We start from the raw sequence: 16704 nt of genomic DNA, 5'->3' as shown, positions 1-16704 counted from the left end.
TGTCAAAACAAATGCAAAAAACCGCTCCCGATCGAGTCGAGGGCGGTTTTTTGCTGTCCTGTGTTGTGCTGTAGACTGAAACGCATTTATCTCTCCGCGACCGGGACCACGAATTCGGACAGCAGCCGTTCGATCTCGCCCGAGTGGCCCAGTCTGAAGCACTGGCGGCCCGTTTCCCGGGCCTCGGCCGCCGACGTGTTCAGCACGCGGTGCTTGACGCGAAGCAGCGACTGCGGCGACATGCTGAGTTTGCTGACGCCGAGTTCCAGCCAGATCGGGATCGCCCGTTCGTCGCCGGCCAGCTCGCCGCAGACGCTCACTTCGATTCCCCGCTCTTGTGCCGCATTTACGGTCATGCGCAGCATCCGCAGTACGGCGGGATGATACGGATGATACATATGCGCAATCTGCTCGTTCATCCGATCGACCGCCAGTACGTACTGCACCAGATCGTTTGTGCCAATGCTGAAAAAATCGACTTCTTCCGCCAGCAGATCGGCGATCGCGGCCGCCGCCGGCACTTCAATCATAATGCCGACCGGGATATCCGCGTTGTAGGCTTCTCCCCGATCGTCCAACTGCTCCATTGCCCGTTTCAATAAGGCTTTGGCCTGCAGCACTTCATCCACCGAAGAGATCATCGGATACAGCACGCGCACCTCGCCGAACGCGCTTGCGCGAAGAATGGCCCGAAGCTGTGTCAGGAACAGGTCCGGCCGGTCCAGACTGATCCGGATTGCCCGGTAGCCGAGAAACGGATTGTCTTCTTCCGGAAGCGCGAAATAGTCGAGCTGTTTGTCGCCGCCGATATCCAGGGTCCGGATCACGACCGGCTGCCCGGCCGCCCGCTGCGCAATGCGGCGGTAGACGTCGAATTGTTCGTCTTCGCTCGGGAATTCCGAACGGTCCATATACAGGAACTCGGTTCGGAACAGGCCGACTCCCTGGGCGCCGTGCTTGAGCGAAGTTTCCAGTTCCCGCAGCGAGCTGATGTTCGCGGCAAGCGTCAAGCGCTCTCCGTCGCGGGTGACCGCATCGACTTGGGCCAACAGCTGCAGCTGTTCTTTTTTGCGCTGAAGCTTTCTCTGTTTCTCTTCGTATACCCGCTGCGTCTCTTCGTCGGGATCGATGAACACTACGCCTTCTTCGCCGTCGATGACCAGCAGCTCGCCGGTCTGGAACGGCTCTTCGCGCCTGCCTTCGAGCCCCGCTACCAGCGGGATCCCGATCGCGCGCGACATAATCGCCGAATGCGACGTCTTGCCGCCGATCAGCGTGACAATACCGAGCACATGCTTCGGATTGAGATGGACCAGTTGGGAAGGCGACAGCTCTTTGGCGACCAGAATATACGGCTGCGTGTCGGAAGGAAGCTTGATCTCGGGTGCTCCGAGCAGATGCTTGAGCAGGCGGTTGCCCACATCCTTGATGTCGGTCGCCCTTTCTTTCATATATTCGTCGTCGAGCAGGTCGAACATGGTGACGAAGTGATCGATCGCTTCCTTGACCGCTACTTCCGCCGCCTTGTACTGCCGCTCGATAATCCCTTTGATTTCGCTCATGAAGACCGGATCTTCCAGGATCGCCAGATGGGCGTCGAAGATACTCGACTCCTCCGGCCCGACCATTTCCTTGACCTCTTTTTTCATGTCCTCGATCTCGCAGCGGGATGTGCGGATGCCTTCGGTCAAACGCTCGAATTCGCGCGTCAGATCAACAACATCCATCTTCTGATCCGGCACATCCCATTCCCATGTCGGCAGAACGAAAGCTCTGCCGATCGCTACGCCGGGTGCGGCTCCGATACCGATTATCATCTTCCTCCCCCTCCCGTTTCTCTATCTTTATCGTACAGCACGACCGACATGACCGAGGCCTGTCCTTTTTTGACCGCTTTGAACGGCGCGAAACTCCAGGACCGTACGCGATCCGGATTCGTGATCAGCATGGGTGTGGCGAGCGATTTGGCTTTTTCCCGCAGCAGCGGCAGATCGAAACGGATCAACAGCTGTCCCGGTTCCACGATATCGCCTACTTCGACAAAAGCCTTGAACGCGCCTTCGATATGCGAAGTATCGATCCCGATATGCAGCAGCACATCGACATTTTCGTTCGTCCGGATCCCGAGCGCGTGCTGCATCGGATAAATATGCAGCACCGTGCCGGCTACCGGCGATACCAGCTCGTCTTTTTCGGGAATAAAAGCGACTCCGTCGCCGACCAGTTTCTTGGCGAAAATCTGATCCGGCACCTCGTCGAGCGGCATCATCCGGCCCTGCACCGGCGAAGCGAACAGCACATGATCCAGCTCGCGGTCGATCAGCTTGTTGATCTCTTCGCGGATCAGCTCCGAGTACGTGCCGAAGACGACCTGCACATTGCCGCCGCCAAGCCGGATCAAGCCCGCTGAACCCAGAGATTTGAGCGCGTGCCCGTCGATCTTCCGATCGCTTTTGACGGTAAGTCTCAGACGGGTGATACAAGCCTGGACCTGAACGATGTTGTCTCTTCCGCCCAGCGCCTGCAAAATCAGCGGAGCGCGGTAAGGAATATTGCCGGCCCAATCTTCAAGCGTCGAGCCTTCTTCGCGTCCCGGTGTCGGAATCTGGAATTTGCGGATCGCCCAGCGGAACAGCATATAATATCCCAGTCCGTATACGATCCCGATCGGAATCAGCAGCCAGCCGTTTGTCGATAGATGGAAATTGAGGACGAAATCGATCAGGCCCGCCGAATACGAGAATCCGTGGTGAATATCCAGCGCGTAGGTCAGCCACATGGCAAACCCCGCGAGTACGGCGTGCAGGGCAAACAGGAACGGAGAAGCGAACAGGAACGCGAATTCGATCTGTTCCGACACGCCGGTCAACAAACAGACCAGTGCGGCGCGAACGAACGTTTTGCGCACCTTCGGTTTCAAATCCTCGCGCGCTTCGTGAATCACCGCCATCGCCGTTGCGGGCAGCGCAAACATCATGATCGGGAACAAGCCCGCCATGAAGAACCCTGCGGTCGGATCTCCGGCGAAGAAACGCGGCAGGTCGCCCTGCACGATCATGCCCGATGCGGTCTCGTAAGAACCGAATTGGAACCAGACCACGTTATTCAGCAGATGATGCAGCCCAAAAGCCGACAGCACCCGGTACAAAATCCCGTATACGAACAATCCGAAGCCGCCTGTGGCCTGCACTTCGAGATGCATGAGATTGATCAGCGCCTGAAGCAGCGGACCGATCGCAAGCATGGCAAAAGCGAACAGCGCCGACAGCAGCCCCATAAACAGCAGCACGAAACGCGATCCGCCAAAAAACTGGATCGTTTCGGGAAGTTTGATATCTTTGAAGCGATTGTACAGTGCGCCCGCGATTACGCCGAGCAGAATACCGATCAGCGTCGTCGGCTGAATCTGTCCGTTTGCAAAGTGATCGATGACCCGCTCGTAGATGGTCATGCCCATCAGTGCCGCCAAACCGGCATAACCCGCCTGATTGGCAAGGCCGAGAGCCACTCCTACGGCAAACAGATACGGCAGGTAGAGCAGAACGCCCGATCCGGCCACATTTAACGCTTCGGATACGCTCGGAAGCCCCCAGACCTCCCAGGGAAGACTGCCCACACTGAGCAGAATGGCTGCCGCAGGCAGAACCATTGTCGGGATCATCACGGCCCGGCCAAGCTGTTGAAGCGAACCTAACCAATTCAAAGATGCCCCTCTCCTCTCTTCCTACAAATGTTAAGCTTTGAAGGATTGTTTGTCAAAGCATTTACGGCGTTTTTCCGCGTGGGAATCAAGTCCCCGCTGCGGGCAGGAAACGCCGAGGCAGTCGGACGGATAAGGAAAACAAAAACGGCGCCTGACGATCGGGGATCGCCGGGTGCCGCTTGAATAAAGAGTTTGATCAACGCCTGCGCCAAAAAGGCGGACTTGCCAAAAAAATGCGCGGTTCTAAACGAAAAGCGGGTTCAACGCCTTGAACCGGCGCCGGTAACGGCGTCTTCGACTTTGATACAGCGGTCCATGATGACGGTGAGACCGGCATCGCCCGCAATCTGCGCGGCTTCTTCGCTGAAGACGCCGGACTGGAGCCACAGCGTCTTCGCGCCGACTTCCACGGATTCGCGGGCGACGTCGGCGCAGAACTCGCTGCGGCGGAACACGTCGACGATGTCGATCGGCTCGGGCACGTCGGCAAGCGAAGCATAGCAGGTTTCGCCGAGAATGGTCTCTCCGGCTGCCGTCGGATTCACCGGAATGATCCGGTAACCGCGCGACTGCATCGCTTGGGACACCATATAAGACGTCCGATCCGTCTTGTCGGACAGTCCGACAACCGCAATATTCCCGGCTGCCTCGAGCAGTTCGCCGATCCGTTCACGGCTTGGATTTTGAAAAGGCATGACTGTTTCCTCCTTGGGTCCTGGGATAAGCTTTCGCTTATTCTTTTACCCATTCGACGTTGGCGCCAAGCGCAATCATATCGTCAAAAAAGCCCGGGTACGATTTGGCAACGTGATGCGCATCGGTAATCGTAATCGGCTGCTCGGCGCGCAAGCCCACGATCGTCAGCGCCATAATCACGCGATGGTCGTAATGCGAATCGATACGGACGCCGCCCGCCACGCCCTGCGGACGTCCGTGCACGATAATCTCGCTCTGCGTTTCTTCCACATCCGCCCCGGCTTTGCGCAGTTCGGCCAGGTAATCGGTGATCCGGTCGCACTCTTTGTAGCGCAGATTCTCCACATTGTAGAAACGCGAAGTGCCTTCCGCGAACACGGCCGCCGCCACCATGGCAAGCACGGCATCGGTCGCCGCGTCACCGTCGAACTCGACCGCTTTGAGCGCGCCGGTTCCCCGGACGACCGCAATATCGTGCTCATGACTCAGCGGCGCTTCCATCATGCGCAGCACGTCGACGACGGCGCGCTCGCCTTGGCGGCTGTGTACGGCCAGACGGCGAACCGTGACATCGGAAGGCAGCACAGCGGCTGCGGACAGAATCGCCGCCGATCCCGGGTAATCGCCCTGCACCGCGTATTCGCCAGCCCGATAAGTTTGTCCGCCCGGTACGCGGAAGCAGGAATAGTCGGCGTCGGCTTCGACTTTGATCCCGGACTGCTCCAGGACTTCAAGCGTCTGGCCGACCACGACTTTCGACTTCAAATCTCCCGTAACCGTAATCACGCTGTCTTCTTCAAGCAGCGGAGTCAGAAACAGCAGGGCACTGAGATACTGGGAACTGACCTCGCCGGATACCGTGACCGCCCCGCCTTTGACAGGGCCTTTGACCGTAATCGGCAGTCTGCCGCCGTTATGGTCGACCTGCGCGCCCATCTGCTGCAGCGCTTCGATCAGGTCGTCGTGCGGACGTTTGCCAAGCGAATCGGGATACGTATTGACGAAATGGACGTCTTCCGACAGCGCCGACACAGCCAGCAGGAAACGCAGAACCGCACCCGCGTTGCCGACATTCAGCTCGGCGGCCCGCTTGGGGCTCCGCCCGAATCCCTTGATGACGATCTTCTCGTCGTCTTCTTCCAGTTCCGCTCCGAGTTCCGCGATGCAGCGGCGCATGGCGTCGCTGTCTTCGCTGTGCGCGGGAAAACGTACAATGCTTGTTCCTTCCGCCAAAGCGGCGGCAAGCAGATAACGGGTCGTATAGTTTTTGGACGATAAAGCTTCAATGGCGCCTTCCAGTCTCTCTGTACGTCTGACAATCACATCCATGACGATTCTCCTCCGGGCTTGTGGGTTTGGATTTGACACAAGTTTTTGATATTGGCTATCATGAACATATCCCAACCGAAAGGCAGGAAAGCCATGAATCCCATTGCACAGATTGAACCTTCGGAGCTGCGCGAACGGATCGAACGGGGCGATGCCCCGCTGATGATCGACGTACGCGAACCCGAAGAAGTTGCCCAGGGCATGATCCCCGGTGCCGTTCATATCCCGCTCGGCCAACTGGCCGGACGATTGGACGAACTCGATCCCGACCGCGAAACGGTATTTATCTGCCGCAGCGGTTACCGCAGCGAACGCGCCTGCGAATATCTGGAGCAGTCCGGCTTCGACAAAGTGGTCAATATGACCGGCGGCATGCTCGAATGGAACGAAGAATAGGCACAGTGATGCAAAAAGAGCCTACGGGCTCTTTTTTGTGCCTGCTGCGGCCCATCCGTCCTACCCGCATCGAATTTCCTTTTTCCACTATACACGTTTACGCATTTCCGTTCAATCATTAGACGCTGTAAAGCGCTAAATCAACCTTGGATACCGAAGCTTTTGCTGCCCTGGGTATGAAAAAGCAAAAGAAAAAGCGGCCGAGGCAGTCCCGAAAGACGGCCCCCGCCGCTTTTTGCCGTTTGAAAAATTTCCTTTAAGGCGCTTAACGAACGATGGTTATTGGTTTGTGGTGCCCGGCAGATCAAGCGTGCCGTTGTCCAGGTCGAGCCACTCGTGGTGGAAGACGCCTTCTTTGTCCACGCGCTTGAACGTGTGGGCGCCGAAGTAATCGCGCTGCGCCTGCAGCAGGTTCGCCGGCAGACGTTCCGTGCGGTAGCTGTCGTAGTAAGCCAGTGCGCTTGCGAAGCCCGGAACCGGAATCCCGTTCATGACGGCCGAAGCGATGACTTTGCGCCACGAATCCTGGTAGTTCTCGATGACGTCTTTGAAATAATCGTCGAGCAGCAGGTTTGCAAGTTCGCCGTTTTTCTCGTAAGCGTCTTTGATGTTCTGCAGGAACTGCGAACGGATGATGCAGCCGCCGCGGAAGATCATGGCGATTTTGCCGTACTGCAGATCCCAGCCGTATTCGTCGGAAGCGGCGCGCATCTGCGCGAAGCCCTGCGCGTACGATACGATTTTGCTCGCGAACAGCGCTTTGCGCACATTCTCGATAAACTCGGCGCGGTCGCCCGAGAAGCTTTCCGTTTTCGGTCCGCTGAGCACTTTGCTTGCCGCTACGCGCTCTTCTTTCATGGCGGACAGGAAACGCGCAAATACGGATTCCGTAATCATGGACAGCGGCACGCCGAGATCGAGCGCGCTTTGGCTGGTCCATTTGCCTGTGCCTTTTTGGCCGGCGGAGTCGAGGATCACGTCGACCATCGCTTTGCCCGTTTCTTCGTCTTTTTGCGAGAAGATGTCGGTCGTGATCTCGATCAGGTAGCTGTCGAGTTCGCCCTTGTTCCATTCGCCGAAGATTTGGTGCAGCTCGTCCGTGTCGGCGCCGACCACGTCTTTGAGCAGGTGGTAAGCTTCGCCGATCAGCTGCATGTCGCCGTACTCGATGCCGTTGTGCACCATCTTGACATAGTGGCCTGCGCCGCCGGGTCCGATGTATGTACAGCAAGGTTCGCCGTCCACGTGAGCCGAAATCGAAGTCAGGATCGGCTCGACCAGTTCATACGCGCTTTTCGGTCCGCCCGGCATGATCGCAGGGCCTTTGAGCGCGCCTTCTTCGCCGCCCGATACGCCCGTGCCGATAAAACGGAAACCTTTGCCTTCAAGGTCGTCGCTGCGGCGCTGCGTGTCCGGGAAGTAGGCGTTGCCGCCGTCGATGATGATGTCGCCCTGATCCAGGAAAGGAATCAGCTGCTCGATCGTCGCGTCCGTTGCAGGACCCGCTTGAACCATGATCAGGATCTTGCGCGGCACTTCAAGGGATTGAACGAACTCTTCCACCGAGAATGTACCCACGAGATTCTTGCCTTTGGCTTCCTCGACCAGATCGTGGGTCTTCTGCGGGGAGCGGTTATATACCGAGACGGTAAAACCTTTGCTTTCGATATTGAGCGCCAGATTTTTGCCCATGACGGCAAGGCCGACTACGCCAATTTGCTGTTTCGACATTTTAGGTTCTCCATCCTTTGCGTATGAAATAGGGTTGCAATAATTTTCATTGTACTCGTTTTGTTTAGTAAAGTGAAGTCCTCGGAATTGCTCTTCATGAAGCCTTCATGATGTGTTCCACTTGCTTGCAGCCTTTGGCTTCGTGCTATAATGGCCGTTGAATCGCCTGCGGATTCTCCGGAAACCGCATTTTTGAAAGGGGCATGAACATGAAACAAGGTTTTCACGAAAAAGATTTTTCCGTCTTCGAAATAGAAGGATTGGAACCGCGCATGAACGCTCTGATCGAGAACGTCAGACCGAAACTCGACGAATTGGGCCGCGGCATCGCGCCGTTCCTGTCCGCGAAATGCGGCGAAGAAATGTACCCGCATGTGGCCAAACACGCCCGGCGCACCGTCCACCCCCCGAACGACACCTGGGTCGCTTGGGCAACCAGCAAACGGGGCTACAAAGCGCTTCCGCATTTTCAGGTAGGGATGTTCGCCGACTACCTGTTCATCGTGATGGCCGTGATCTACGAAAGTCCGAACAAGACCATTCTCGCCCGCTCGCTGCATACGCATGAACGCCAAGTGCTCGATCTTGTGCCCAAAGAAGCGCAGCACGAGTTCTACTGGTCGGTCGATCACACCAAACCGGGAGGCACTCCGCATACGGAACTCGGCCGCGAAGGGCTTCGTTTAATCGCCGAACGGCTCGGCTCGGTCAAGAAATCCGAAGTGCTCTGCGGCCGTTTCCTGCAAAAAGACGATCCGCGGGTGAAGGACGGCGACGCGCTGATCCGCACGATCGAAGATACTTTCGATACGCTGCTCCCATTGTACCGAATGGCTTTCTAAAAAGACGGGCCGCGTCGGCTTCTCCTGCACAGGGGAAACCGGCCGCGGCCTTTTTTGACTCTACATGCCCTTGAACGACCCTCCGTTTACCGGATATTCCGCACCGTCCGCATATTCCGCTTTGTCGGAAGCGAGGAACACGATCATCGCGGCAATGTCTTCGGGCTGTCCGATCCGGCCGACCGGAAGTTCCCGCACCTCGTCCACGAAAAAGTCGATGACTTCGCCTTGAGGCTTGCCGAATTTCTCGGAGATCGCATCGATCATCCCGCCCGGCTGATCCCAGAGATTCGTATGGGTAGGTCCGGGGGATACCGTCTTGACCCGAATCCCCTGTCCGCCGAATTCAAGCGACAGCGCTTTGCCTACGCTCAACAGACCCGCCTTGAATGCCGAATAATCGACCGACATCGGCTGCGGCTGACGCGCATCTTCCGAAGCGACGCTGATAATGACCCCTTTGCCCTGCTCCGTCATATGCGGAATGGCCGCTCTTGAAGTGCGGACCATACTCATCAGGTTGTTGAGGTAGGTCTCTTCCCACTGCTCGTCGCTCGTGCCGAGAAATCCGTCCAGCCGCGAATGGGAAATACCCGCATTGTTGATCAGAATATCGATGCGTCCGAACTTTTCGATCGCCGCTTCCACCAGTTTCTTCGGTCCTTCCGCCGTGCTCAGATCCGCTTCGACCGCCAGCACCCGGTCTTCGCCGCCAAGTTCGCGGATCCGGTCGGGATGGCGGCTTGCGCCGACCACCTTTGCGCCTTCTTCCAGAAAAAGCCGGGCCGCCGCCAAGCCGATCCCGGAACTCGCTCCCGTTACGATCACGATTTTGTCGTTCAGATTCAGCTGCATCTTCTATTCCTCCAGTCCTGTCGAATCGGAATCGATCCGACGAATCAAGCCGCCTTCTTTCTTTAACCGTTCCGGCCGCGTTTGATTGGCTTCGCAAAGCGCCGATACTCAAAAAGCCGCCCTCGGAGGGCGGCTTCGGACTGTCGAGAACTTCCTAGAGAAAGTCCTATTCTTTTATAAGCCCGCCTTCTGCGGGAGAATAGGTACCGATGCTCAAGCCGCCCGTGCACGCCGGCGCGAAGCGCGCGACAGGGGAGCGTGAATCAGCAGCAGCAGACCCATCGAAACGGCACTGGCCCAGAACGGCGCCTGGGGACCGAGATTATCCCAGGTCCAGCCGCCCGCCAGGGGGCCCAGGACGGTTCCCACGCCCTGAAGCGTAAGAAACACTCCCCAGATCGCTCCGCGCTCTTTCTCGGGGACAAGCTCGGCCAAGAGCGTATTCCAGGCGGGCAGAATCATCGCAAATCCCGCACCCGCCGTCAGTACGAAGCACCAGACGAGCATCATCGCGTGGGTAGAAGCGAGTCCGCACAAGGCGATCACGGCCATCAGGAAGCCGATATGCAGAAACCAGCGGGTGCCGAATTTGTCGACCAGCCGGCCGGCCGGGATCATGCCGACTACCGCTACGCCCCCGCCGACGATCAGCAGGATGTTGAACTGCCCCGGCGTCATCCCCAGTTCGTTGCGGATATAGACCGAAATAACGGGCGTTAGGATGCCGATCGCGAACGACTGAAGAAACATGGCCGGATACAGCAGCGGCGTCAGCTTCAGCGCGCTCAGCGCACGCAGCACTTTGCGTACGGAATATACCGAGCGGACCGTGTGCCGTTTGACGAGGCGGCGAACCTTTTTGGGAAAAGAAAATCCGGCATGCGGGCGACGGATCATTTTCGGCGTCAGCGGGGCAAGCATCTGCCGCGGAAGCAGCAGGGCGGCGGCCGTTACGAGCGCCATTACGCCAAACAGTACCCAGAATACGACCCGGTAAGAATCGCCCACCAGCAGGTTGGAGATGATCGGTCCGGCTCCGGTTCCCGCAAGCGTCGCGATCTGGATACTGCCCATTTTCGCGCCGGTCCCGCCGTTTAGATCCGCTTCCATACTGATTGTGCTCATCACGACCGGCCAGATCGGCGCGGTCCCGATCCCGAGCAGCGTACAGGCCACGATAAGCGAAACGCCCGTCATCGAAAAAGCGATCACGCCCACAGCCGCCCAGGACAGCAGCAGGCCTCCTACGATGGTCCAGCGCAGTCCGACATGTTCGGCCAGCCAGCCTGTCGGACTGCGCAGCAGATTGTCGCCTACGTACTGCAGCGAAAACGCCAGGCTGATCGTAAAGGCCGGCAGCCCCAGCGTATCGTTCATATAAACGGGAAGCACCGTAACAAGCAGGGCCCCTTTGACGAATTCGGTCAAAAATACGATAATCCACAAACAGCCGAATACGGAAAATCGTTTGGATGCCGGATTCAATCCGGTCAGACGGTCATTCATAATGTTCCCCTTTCGGGCCGGGTGCCTCTGAAGTGCAGGCGGCCTCTGCGCATGCCGCGTTCGAAACCATGCGGTCTGCTGCCTGGTCTTTGCGAATATCGATCTCCAAGCTTCCTTAGCCATTATATAGATAGAGCATGCCGGAAGTCTAACGGTCCGGGCGGCGTTTCCGCTCGGCGATCCGCGCCGGGCCTTGTTTCTTGCCTTTGCCGGCCGTCCGATTAAACAGACGTTCGCTCCCCCCCTCACCCCCCGCATCGCGCTTCATAAAAATTGCGTCCTTGCAATCCCGTCCCGTTTTGCTATACTCAGTTTGTTTGATTTTTTCATAAGTGCTTCAATTACCCTACGCACACGAAAGGTTGTGACAACCCTAATGGATCATGCTCGTACTCCGCTCTTCACCGCGCTCAAGCGCCATGCGGACCAAAATCCGGTACAGTTTCACATTCCAGGTCACAAGAAAGGAATGGGGATGGACCCGGAATTTCGTGAATTTATTGGGGAAAACGCCCTTTCCATAGACCTGATCAATATCGCTCCTCTCGACGATTTGCATCAGCCAACAGGCGTGATCGAAGAAGCCCAGAAGCTGGCCGCGGACGCGTTCGGCGCGACGCACACCTTCTTCTCCGTTCAGGGCACCAGCAGCGCGATCATCACGATGATCCTGTCCGTCTGCGGGCCCGGCGACAAGATTATCGTACCGCGCAACGTGCATAAATCCATTCTTGGCGCAATCATCTATGCAGGCGCCAAACCTGTATTTATCGCCCCGGAACGCGATACCAATCTCGGGATCGACCACGGCATCACCGTCAGCTCGGTACGCAAAGCGCTGAAGCTTCATGCCGACGCCAAAGCCCTGCTTGTCATCAATCCGACGTACTACGGCGTATGTGCCGATCTGCAGCAGATCGTCGCCTTGTCGCACAGCTACGGCGTTCCCGTACTCGTCGACGAAGCGCACGGCGTCCTGATCCATTTCCATGACCAGTTGCCTCTCTCGGCGATGCAGGCGGGCGCGGATATGGCGGCTACAAGCGTACACAAACTCGGCGGTTCGATGACGCAGAGTTCCGTGCTGAACGTCAACACGCGCAACGGCTATATCAATCCCAAACGGGTCCAGACGGTGATCAGCATGCTGACCACAACGTCGACTTCCTATATTCTGCTCGCCTCGCTCGATACGGCCCGCCGCCAACTGGCGCTGAACGGTTACGCGATGGCCGAGCGTGCGCTCGATTTCGCCGACTATACGCGAAGCGCCATCAATCAGATCGAAGGCCTGTACTGCTTCGGCGAAGAAATTCTCGGCAGCGAAGCGACGTTCGACTACGATCCGACCAAGATCACGATCCAGGTTAGACGACTCGGCATTACGGGTTACGAAGCCGAGAACTGGCTCCGCGACAACCATAACATCGAAGTCGAAATGAGCGATATGTACAATGTGCTGTGCCTGATCACGGCCGGCGACAATGAAGACACGATCCGGATTCTGCTGAACGCGCTGCGCGAGATGTCGGAAGAATTCCTGAACCAGGGCAAGGAAGTCAAGGAACTGGTCGTCAAAATTCCGGATATTCCGCATTTGGCGATTCTGCCGCGGGACGCTTTCTACGGCGAGACGGAATCGATCCCGCTTCGGGAATCCGCCGACCGCATTATTGCGGAATTCATCTACGTCTACCCGCCGGGCATTCCGATTCTGCTGCCGGGCGAAGTCATCTCGCAGGACAACATCAACTACATCGTCGATCACGTCGAAGTCGGCCTGCCGGTCAAAGGACCCGAAGACCGCAGCGTACGCTTCGTCAAGGTTATCGTCGAACCGGGCGCGATCCGGTAAGAAGACGCCTGTTCGCTTCGTCGGAGCTTTTTCCGGCCCGAAGGCTGGGCCTTTTCAGCGGCGGCCGCTTGGATGCGGCCGCCTTTTTGGCTGTTTCGACAGCGTAGACAGGATCGTCATAAGACGGAAGCTGGACCGGCCAAAGCGCCAACGCAAAAACGGATGCTCTCGCGGAGAACATCCGTTTTTGTATTGGCGATCGTGCGCAGCAAGCTGCGCGCGCCCCAATTACTCTTCTTCGCCCTGCGCCGCAACCAGCTCGTTATAAGCCGCTTCGACTTTGGCCCACTCTTCTTCTTCCTCGATGTTGACAAGAACGGTCTCGCCGTCTTCTTCTTCGAGGCGCAGAATAAAGCCGTCCGCTTCCGGATTATTGCGCTCAAGCAGCAGCGCATAAACGTCTTCGCCAACGTCGAAAGTCTGAACGAGCACCATTTCCTTCTCGTTGCCTTCTTCGTCGCTGAACGCGACTACGATTTCTTCATCCTGGCTATGGTCATGACCGCATCCGCAATCCTCGCCGTGCTCGTGATTGTGGGAGTGGTTATGTTCGTGTTCGCTCATTGTGAAACCCCGTTTCCTACGGCGTATGCGCATGCCGCATGTACGCCCTAAAATTTAATGGACAACGTTTATCCTACCACTTCGCCCGTATGAGGTCAATTTGAGAAACAAGCCTATTTTCAATCGACGGCGTTGATCGTTTTTTGTGCGACCATCGAGTAGGGGCTGCCGCTTTTTTTGATATAAAATTCGACGTAATACTTGCCCGCCCGGCTGAAATCGTAAGTGAAATCATAAGTCTTGAACCAGAAATTGTCCTTGCGCGAGCTCAGTTCCTGGGACTGGATATCTTTGGCTTCTCCGGCCGGATTCCGCATCACGACCTTGACGGCTTCGATATCGGTATTCAGGCCGTCGACCTGCGAGAAAATATAGAACTTCAATTTGCCTACGCTTACGTTGCCGAACGGCGTATCTCCTTTAAACAGAAAAATATCGACGTTTGGCTTGGTAAAGCTGACCGATTTGGTGTTTTCGTTGTATTCGGCCAACCCGTCGAATTCGCGTACCGGCACGTAAGTCGTCCCGTCGATCAGGTAACCGCCCGTGCTCACCGCGTTCCCGTTGATGAGGACCTTTATTTTCTGTAGGGCCGAGTCGGCAAATACCGTGGAGCCGCTGAGCAGCGACAAAGCCAGCGCACAGACCGCAATTCTTTTCCACCTCATGTTCGGGCGTCATCCTCTCTCTGTCGTTCGGATCTTCGCAGGTCGAAGCTTTTCCCTCTGCAACGCCTGCCGGCCTTTTCTCAAGACCTTTCTTATCAATGTATACTCGTTCCCTCCTGTCAAGTTGCGGTCCGTTTGTTGATTACTGCAGGGAAATCGTCCATAATGATTCGAAAGAAACGGCCTGCATCCGCTGCTCGCCGAATACGGAACTGGGGGCATGCGCAATGAACCTTCAAATGATCGGAACCGGCAACGCTTTTGCGAAAAAATACTTCAATAACAACGCGCTGATCGAACAGGACGGTTTCAAGCTGCTGGTCGACTGCGGCATTACCGCACCGCTGGCGCTGTACGAGCTGGGAATCGGGATGGAAGAACTGGACGCGGTCCTGATCACACATACGCACGGCGATCATGTGGGCGGGCTCGAAGAATACGGATTCCAGATGAAATTCAAACACGGGCGCCGGCCGGTGCTGTTTGTACCCGAATCGCTCGTCGATCCTTTATGGCAAAACACGCTCTCGGGCGGGATGACCCAGGAAGGACTGGACAAACTCGAAGACGCGTTCGATGTCCGTCCGCTGCGGGTCGGCGACGTGCGGGAGCTTGCGCCGAACCTGTGCGTCGAACTGGTGCATACCGAACATATTGCCGGCAAAAAGAGTTACTCGCTTCTTCTCAATCGCGATGTGTTCTACAGTGCCGACATGACGTTCGATCCCGAACTGCTGACGGCGCTGGTTCGAGACCGGGGCGTGCGCCGCATTTTGCACGAAGTGCAGCTGGAAGGCCCTGGAGCCGTGCATACGACGCTGGATGAACTGCTGTCGCTTCCCGAAGAGATCCAGGCTATAACGAAGCTGATGCATTACGCGGACAACCGCGATCGGTTTGTGGGACGGACGGGCAGGATGGAGTTTCTGGAACAGGGCGTCGTGTATCCGATCTGAAGGTTACCCGGCTGCCCTCTGTCTGCGGCCGCAGGAGAAATTCCGCACCAAAAAAACCGGCGCACAACTGCGCCGGTTAGACTGTAGAGAAATTCCTATTTGCTTTGGAAACGTGGCGGCTGCAGCAGAAATTCGTTAGCGGCTGCTTTCGGGATTTACCGGAGCGGCGGAGAAAGTACCGGCTGACATGGGATGCAAAACCCCGCGTCAGCAGCCGGACTTCTTAAAGAACGTCGGCCGAAGCGGTGTCTGCTTCTTTCTGCTGTGATTCGGGCGTGTTCCAGATGACTTCTTCGCCGTACTTTTTGCCCCAGTCGTACATCATGCGCAGAACCGGCGTCAGGCTCTCGCCGTAAGCGGTCAGCGAATATTCGACTTTGGGCGGCACTTCGCGATACACCTCGCGGTGCACCAGCAGATCTTCTTCCAGCTCGCGCAGCTGATTGGTCAGCATCTTCTGCGTGATATTCGGAATCAGCTTTTTCAGTTCGCTGAACCGCTTCGTTCCTTCAAGGCCCAGATGCCACAAAATAATCAGTTTCCATTTGCCGCCGATTACAGCCAGCGTCAGTTCCTTCTCGCAGTTGATCGCCTGAAGGTCGATCCGTTCTTTCACTTCGCTCGCCATCTTCAAAAGCCTCCGTTTCGTCTGTGCTTCGCGAAACCGCATCCTCTTCTACAGACAAAGTCCGCTTCGCTTTGCTCCCAATAGTATACATTAGAACCGTACCTCCCCGCAAAGAAAGTAGGATCCCAGGCGATACCGGCTTTCGCAAACCCTTGCCCGGCGCAATAGTATCCTCTACGTAACTTCCCCACTTTGAAGTGCCTTCTTCCGCGAAAGGAGATTGCGGGCTTACAATGGGTTCAGCAGCAGGGCGTCCGAACGGTTCGAAACCTATTGGCGTCCCGCCGCTTGACCCATACCCTCAACCCACAAGGAGTGTTTGAATATGAAACTGCAATTGGCATTGGATCTGGTCGACATCCCGGGCGCAATCGAAATCGTCAAGGAAGTCGAGAAATATATCGATATCGTCGAGATCGGTACGCCGATCGTCATCAACGAAGGTCTTCACGCCGTCAAAGCGCTGAAAGAAGCTTTCCCGCAGCTTGATGTACTGGCCGACCTGAAAGTCATGGATGCCGGCGGCTACGAAGTCATGAAAGCGACGGAAGCCGGCGCGAGCATCGTGACGATTCTCGGCGCGTCGAACGATTCGACGATCCGCGGAGCGGTCGAAGAAGCCGCGAAGCACGGCACGCAAATCCTGATCGATATGATCAACGTACCGAACCTGGCGGAACGTGCAGCGCAGGTCGACGCCCTGGGCGTGGACTACATCTGCGTGCATACCGGCTATGACCTTCAGGCCGAAGGCCAAAGCCCGTTCGAAGATCTGCAAACGATCAAGTCGGTCGTGAAAAAAGCCAAAACGGCCGTAGCCGGCGGCATCAAGCTCGATACGCTCCCCGGCGTTATCTCGGCTCAGCCCGATCTGATCATCGTGGGCGGCGGTATCGCCAGCCAGGACGATAAAGCGGGTACGGCTGCCGAAATGCGCCGTCTGATCGAAGCCGGCTCGGCCGCACGGGTCTAAGC

At 56.9% G+C, this 16704-nt stretch carries 15 protein-coding genes; 5 read left to right on the top strand and 10 right to left on the bottom strand.

Annotation, left to right across the window (positions count from 1 at the left end; genetic code table 11):
- Positions 1 to 86 precede the first annotated feature (86 nt).
- From ptsP to aroA, 4 genes are all read right to left on the bottom strand, one after another.
- Positions 87 to 1817, bottom strand: a complete 1731-nt coding sequence (gene ptsP / locus HOP44_RS01860) for a phosphoenolpyruvate--protein phosphotransferase (protein ID WP_172250039.1) — start codon at positions 1815 to 1817, stop codon at positions 87 to 89.
- The gene (locus tag HOP44_RS01855) at positions 1814 to 3703 is read right to left on the bottom strand and encodes a glucose PTS transporter subunit IIA (RefSeq protein WP_172250037.1); all 1890 of its coding nucleotides are present in this window, start codon (positions 3701 to 3703) and stop codon (positions 1814 to 1816) included. The genes ptsP and HOP44_RS01855 overlap by 4 nt, the downstream gene beginning before the upstream one ends.
- A gap of 260 nt (positions 3704 to 3963) precedes the next feature.
- Entirely contained in the window at positions 3964 to 4398 is a 435-nt protein-coding gene (locus HOP44_RS01850) for a CoA-binding protein (protein ID WP_172250035.1), read from the bottom strand.
- A gap of 37 nt (positions 4399 to 4435) precedes the next feature.
- Entirely contained in the window at positions 4436 to 5728 is a 1293-nt protein-coding gene (aroA, locus tag HOP44_RS01845) for a 3-phosphoshikimate 1-carboxyvinyltransferase (protein ID WP_172250033.1), read from the bottom strand.
- A 93-nt stretch (positions 5729 to 5821) separates the two neighbouring features.
- On the opposite strand from aroA, the gene HOP44_RS01840 reads away from it, so the two are divergent.
- Positions 5822 to 6124, top strand: a complete 303-nt coding sequence (locus HOP44_RS01840; RefSeq protein WP_172194898.1) for a rhodanese-like domain-containing protein — start codon at positions 5822 to 5824, stop codon at positions 6122 to 6124.
- A 279-nt stretch (positions 6125 to 6403) separates the two neighbouring features.
- On the opposite strand, the gene gndA is transcribed toward HOP44_RS01840, so the two are convergent.
- Complete coding sequence (gndA, locus tag HOP44_RS01835; RefSeq protein ID WP_172250031.1) at positions 6404 to 7855, bottom strand: NADP-dependent phosphogluconate dehydrogenase; 1452 nt, start codon at positions 7853 to 7855, stop codon at positions 6404 to 6406.
- A gap of 209 nt (positions 7856 to 8064) precedes the next feature.
- Here gndA and HOP44_RS01830 point away from each other — a divergent pair, with 209 nt between their 5' ends.
- Positions 8065 to 8697, top strand: coding sequence for a YktB family protein (locus HOP44_RS01830; protein ID WP_172250029.1), 633 nt, complete (start codon positions 8065 to 8067; stop codon positions 8695 to 8697).
- A 60-nt stretch (positions 8698 to 8757) separates the two neighbouring features.
- On the opposite strand, the gene HOP44_RS01825 is transcribed toward HOP44_RS01830, so the two are convergent.
- Together HOP44_RS01825 and HOP44_RS01820 are read right to left on the bottom strand one after the other, a co-directional pair.
- Complete coding sequence (locus HOP44_RS01825; RefSeq protein ID WP_172250027.1) at positions 8758 to 9552, bottom strand: SDR family NAD(P)-dependent oxidoreductase; 795 nt, start codon at positions 9550 to 9552, stop codon at positions 8758 to 8760.
- 213 nt (positions 9553 to 9765) lie between these two features.
- Positions 9766 to 11058 (bottom strand): MFS transporter, encoded by a 1293-nt coding sequence (locus HOP44_RS01820; protein WP_172250025.1) that lies wholly within the window; start codon positions 11056 to 11058, stop codon positions 9766 to 9768.
- 376 nt (positions 11059 to 11434) lie between these two features.
- Between HOP44_RS01820 and HOP44_RS01815 the strand changes: the two genes are divergently transcribed.
- Positions 11435 to 12913, top strand: coding sequence for an aminotransferase class I/II-fold pyridoxal phosphate-dependent enzyme (locus tag HOP44_RS01815; RefSeq protein WP_172250023.1), 1479 nt, complete (start codon positions 11435 to 11437; stop codon positions 12911 to 12913).
- 228 nt (positions 12914 to 13141) lie between these two features.
- On the opposite strand, the gene HOP44_RS01810 is transcribed toward HOP44_RS01815, so the two are convergent.
- Positions 13142 to 13477: a DUF1292 domain-containing protein gene (locus tag HOP44_RS01810; RefSeq protein WP_172250021.1), complete on the bottom strand. Its 336-nt coding sequence runs from the start codon at positions 13475 to 13477 to the stop codon at positions 13142 to 13144.
- Between the two features lie 119 nt (positions 13478 to 13596).
- Entirely contained in the window at positions 13597 to 14145 is a 549-nt protein-coding gene (locus HOP44_RS01805; protein ID WP_172250019.1) for a stalk domain-containing protein, read from the bottom strand.
- A gap of 227 nt (positions 14146 to 14372) precedes the next feature.
- Here HOP44_RS01805 and HOP44_RS01800 point away from each other — a divergent pair, with 227 nt between their 5' ends.
- Positions 14373 to 15101 carry an MBL fold metallo-hydrolase gene (locus HOP44_RS01800; protein WP_172250017.1) on the top strand — a complete coding sequence of 243 codons (729 nt, stop codon included), beginning with the start codon at positions 14373 to 14375 and terminating at the stop codon, positions 15099 to 15101.
- 223 nt (positions 15102 to 15324) lie between these two features.
- On the opposite strand, the gene HOP44_RS01795 is transcribed toward HOP44_RS01800, so the two are convergent.
- Positions 15325 to 15729 (bottom strand): winged helix-turn-helix transcriptional regulator, encoded by a 405-nt coding sequence (locus HOP44_RS01795; RefSeq protein ID WP_172250015.1) that lies wholly within the window; start codon positions 15727 to 15729, stop codon positions 15325 to 15327.
- Positions 15730 to 16054: 325 nt separating this feature from the next.
- On the opposite strand from HOP44_RS01795, the gene hxlA reads away from it, so the two are divergent.
- Positions 16055 to 16702, top strand: a complete 648-nt coding sequence (gene hxlA / locus HOP44_RS01790) for a 3-hexulose-6-phosphate synthase (RefSeq protein WP_172250013.1) — start codon at positions 16055 to 16057, stop codon at positions 16700 to 16702.
- Positions 16703 to 16704: the final 2 nt, after the last annotated feature.

It is taken from the genome of Saccharibacillus deserti (genome assembly GCF_013618475.1).
Taxonomy (GTDB): domain Bacteria; phylum Bacillota; class Bacilli; order Paenibacillales; family Paenibacillaceae; genus Saccharibacillus; species Saccharibacillus deserti.
This window is presented reverse-complemented; position numbering and strand designations above follow the sequence as displayed.

What these genes read in the sequence shown, in the direction of transcription:
- HOP44_RS01815 (WP_172250023.1), top strand. Translation starts at nt 11,435, where the DNA reads ATGGATCATGCTCGTACTCCGCTCTTCACCGCGCTCAAGCGCCATGCG.
- hxlA (WP_172250013.1), top strand. Translation starts at nt 16,055, where the DNA reads ATGAAACTGCAATTGGCATTGGATCTGGTCGACATCCCGGGCGCAATC.
- aroA (WP_172250033.1), bottom strand. Translation starts at nt 5,728, where the DNA reads ATGGATGTGATTGTCAGACGTACAGAGAGACTGGAAGGCGCCATTGAA.
- HOP44_RS01825 (WP_172250027.1), bottom strand. Translation starts at nt 9,552, where the DNA reads ATGCAGCTGAATCTGAACGACAAAATCGTGATCGTAACGGGAGCGAGT.
- HOP44_RS01800 (WP_172250017.1), top strand. Translation starts at nt 14,373, where the DNA reads ATGAACCTTCAAATGATCGGAACCGGCAACGCTTTTGCGAAAAAATAC.
- gndA (WP_172250031.1), bottom strand. Translation starts at nt 7,855, where the DNA reads ATGTCGAAACAGCAAATTGGCGTAGTCGGCCTTGCCGTCATGGGCAAA.
- HOP44_RS01795 (WP_172250015.1), bottom strand. Translation starts at nt 15,729, where the DNA reads ATGGCGAGCGAAGTGAAAGAACGGATCGACCTTCAGGCGATCAACTGC.
- HOP44_RS01830 (WP_172250029.1), top strand. Translation starts at nt 8,065, where the DNA reads ATGAAACAAGGTTTTCACGAAAAAGATTTTTCCGTCTTCGAAATAGAA.
- HOP44_RS01820 (WP_172250025.1), bottom strand. Translation starts at nt 11,058, where the DNA reads ATGAATGACCGTCTGACCGGATTGAATCCGGCATCCAAACGATTTTCC.
- ptsP (WP_172250039.1), bottom strand. Translation starts at nt 1,817, where the DNA reads ATGATAATCGGTATCGGAGCCGCACCCGGCGTAGCGATCGGCAGAGCT.
- HOP44_RS01840 (WP_172194898.1), top strand. Translation starts at nt 5,822, where the DNA reads ATGAATCCCATTGCACAGATTGAACCTTCGGAGCTGCGCGAACGGATC.
- HOP44_RS01810 (WP_172250021.1), bottom strand. Translation starts at nt 13,477, where the DNA reads ATGAGCGAACACGAACATAACCACTCCCACAATCACGAGCACGGCGAG.
- HOP44_RS01850 (WP_172250035.1), bottom strand. Translation starts at nt 4,398, where the DNA reads ATGCCTTTTCAAAATCCAAGCCGTGAACGGATCGGCGAACTGCTCGAG.
- HOP44_RS01805 (WP_172250019.1), bottom strand. Translation starts at nt 14,145, where the DNA reads ATGAGGTGGAAAAGAATTGCGGTCTGTGCGCTGGCTTTGTCGCTGCTC.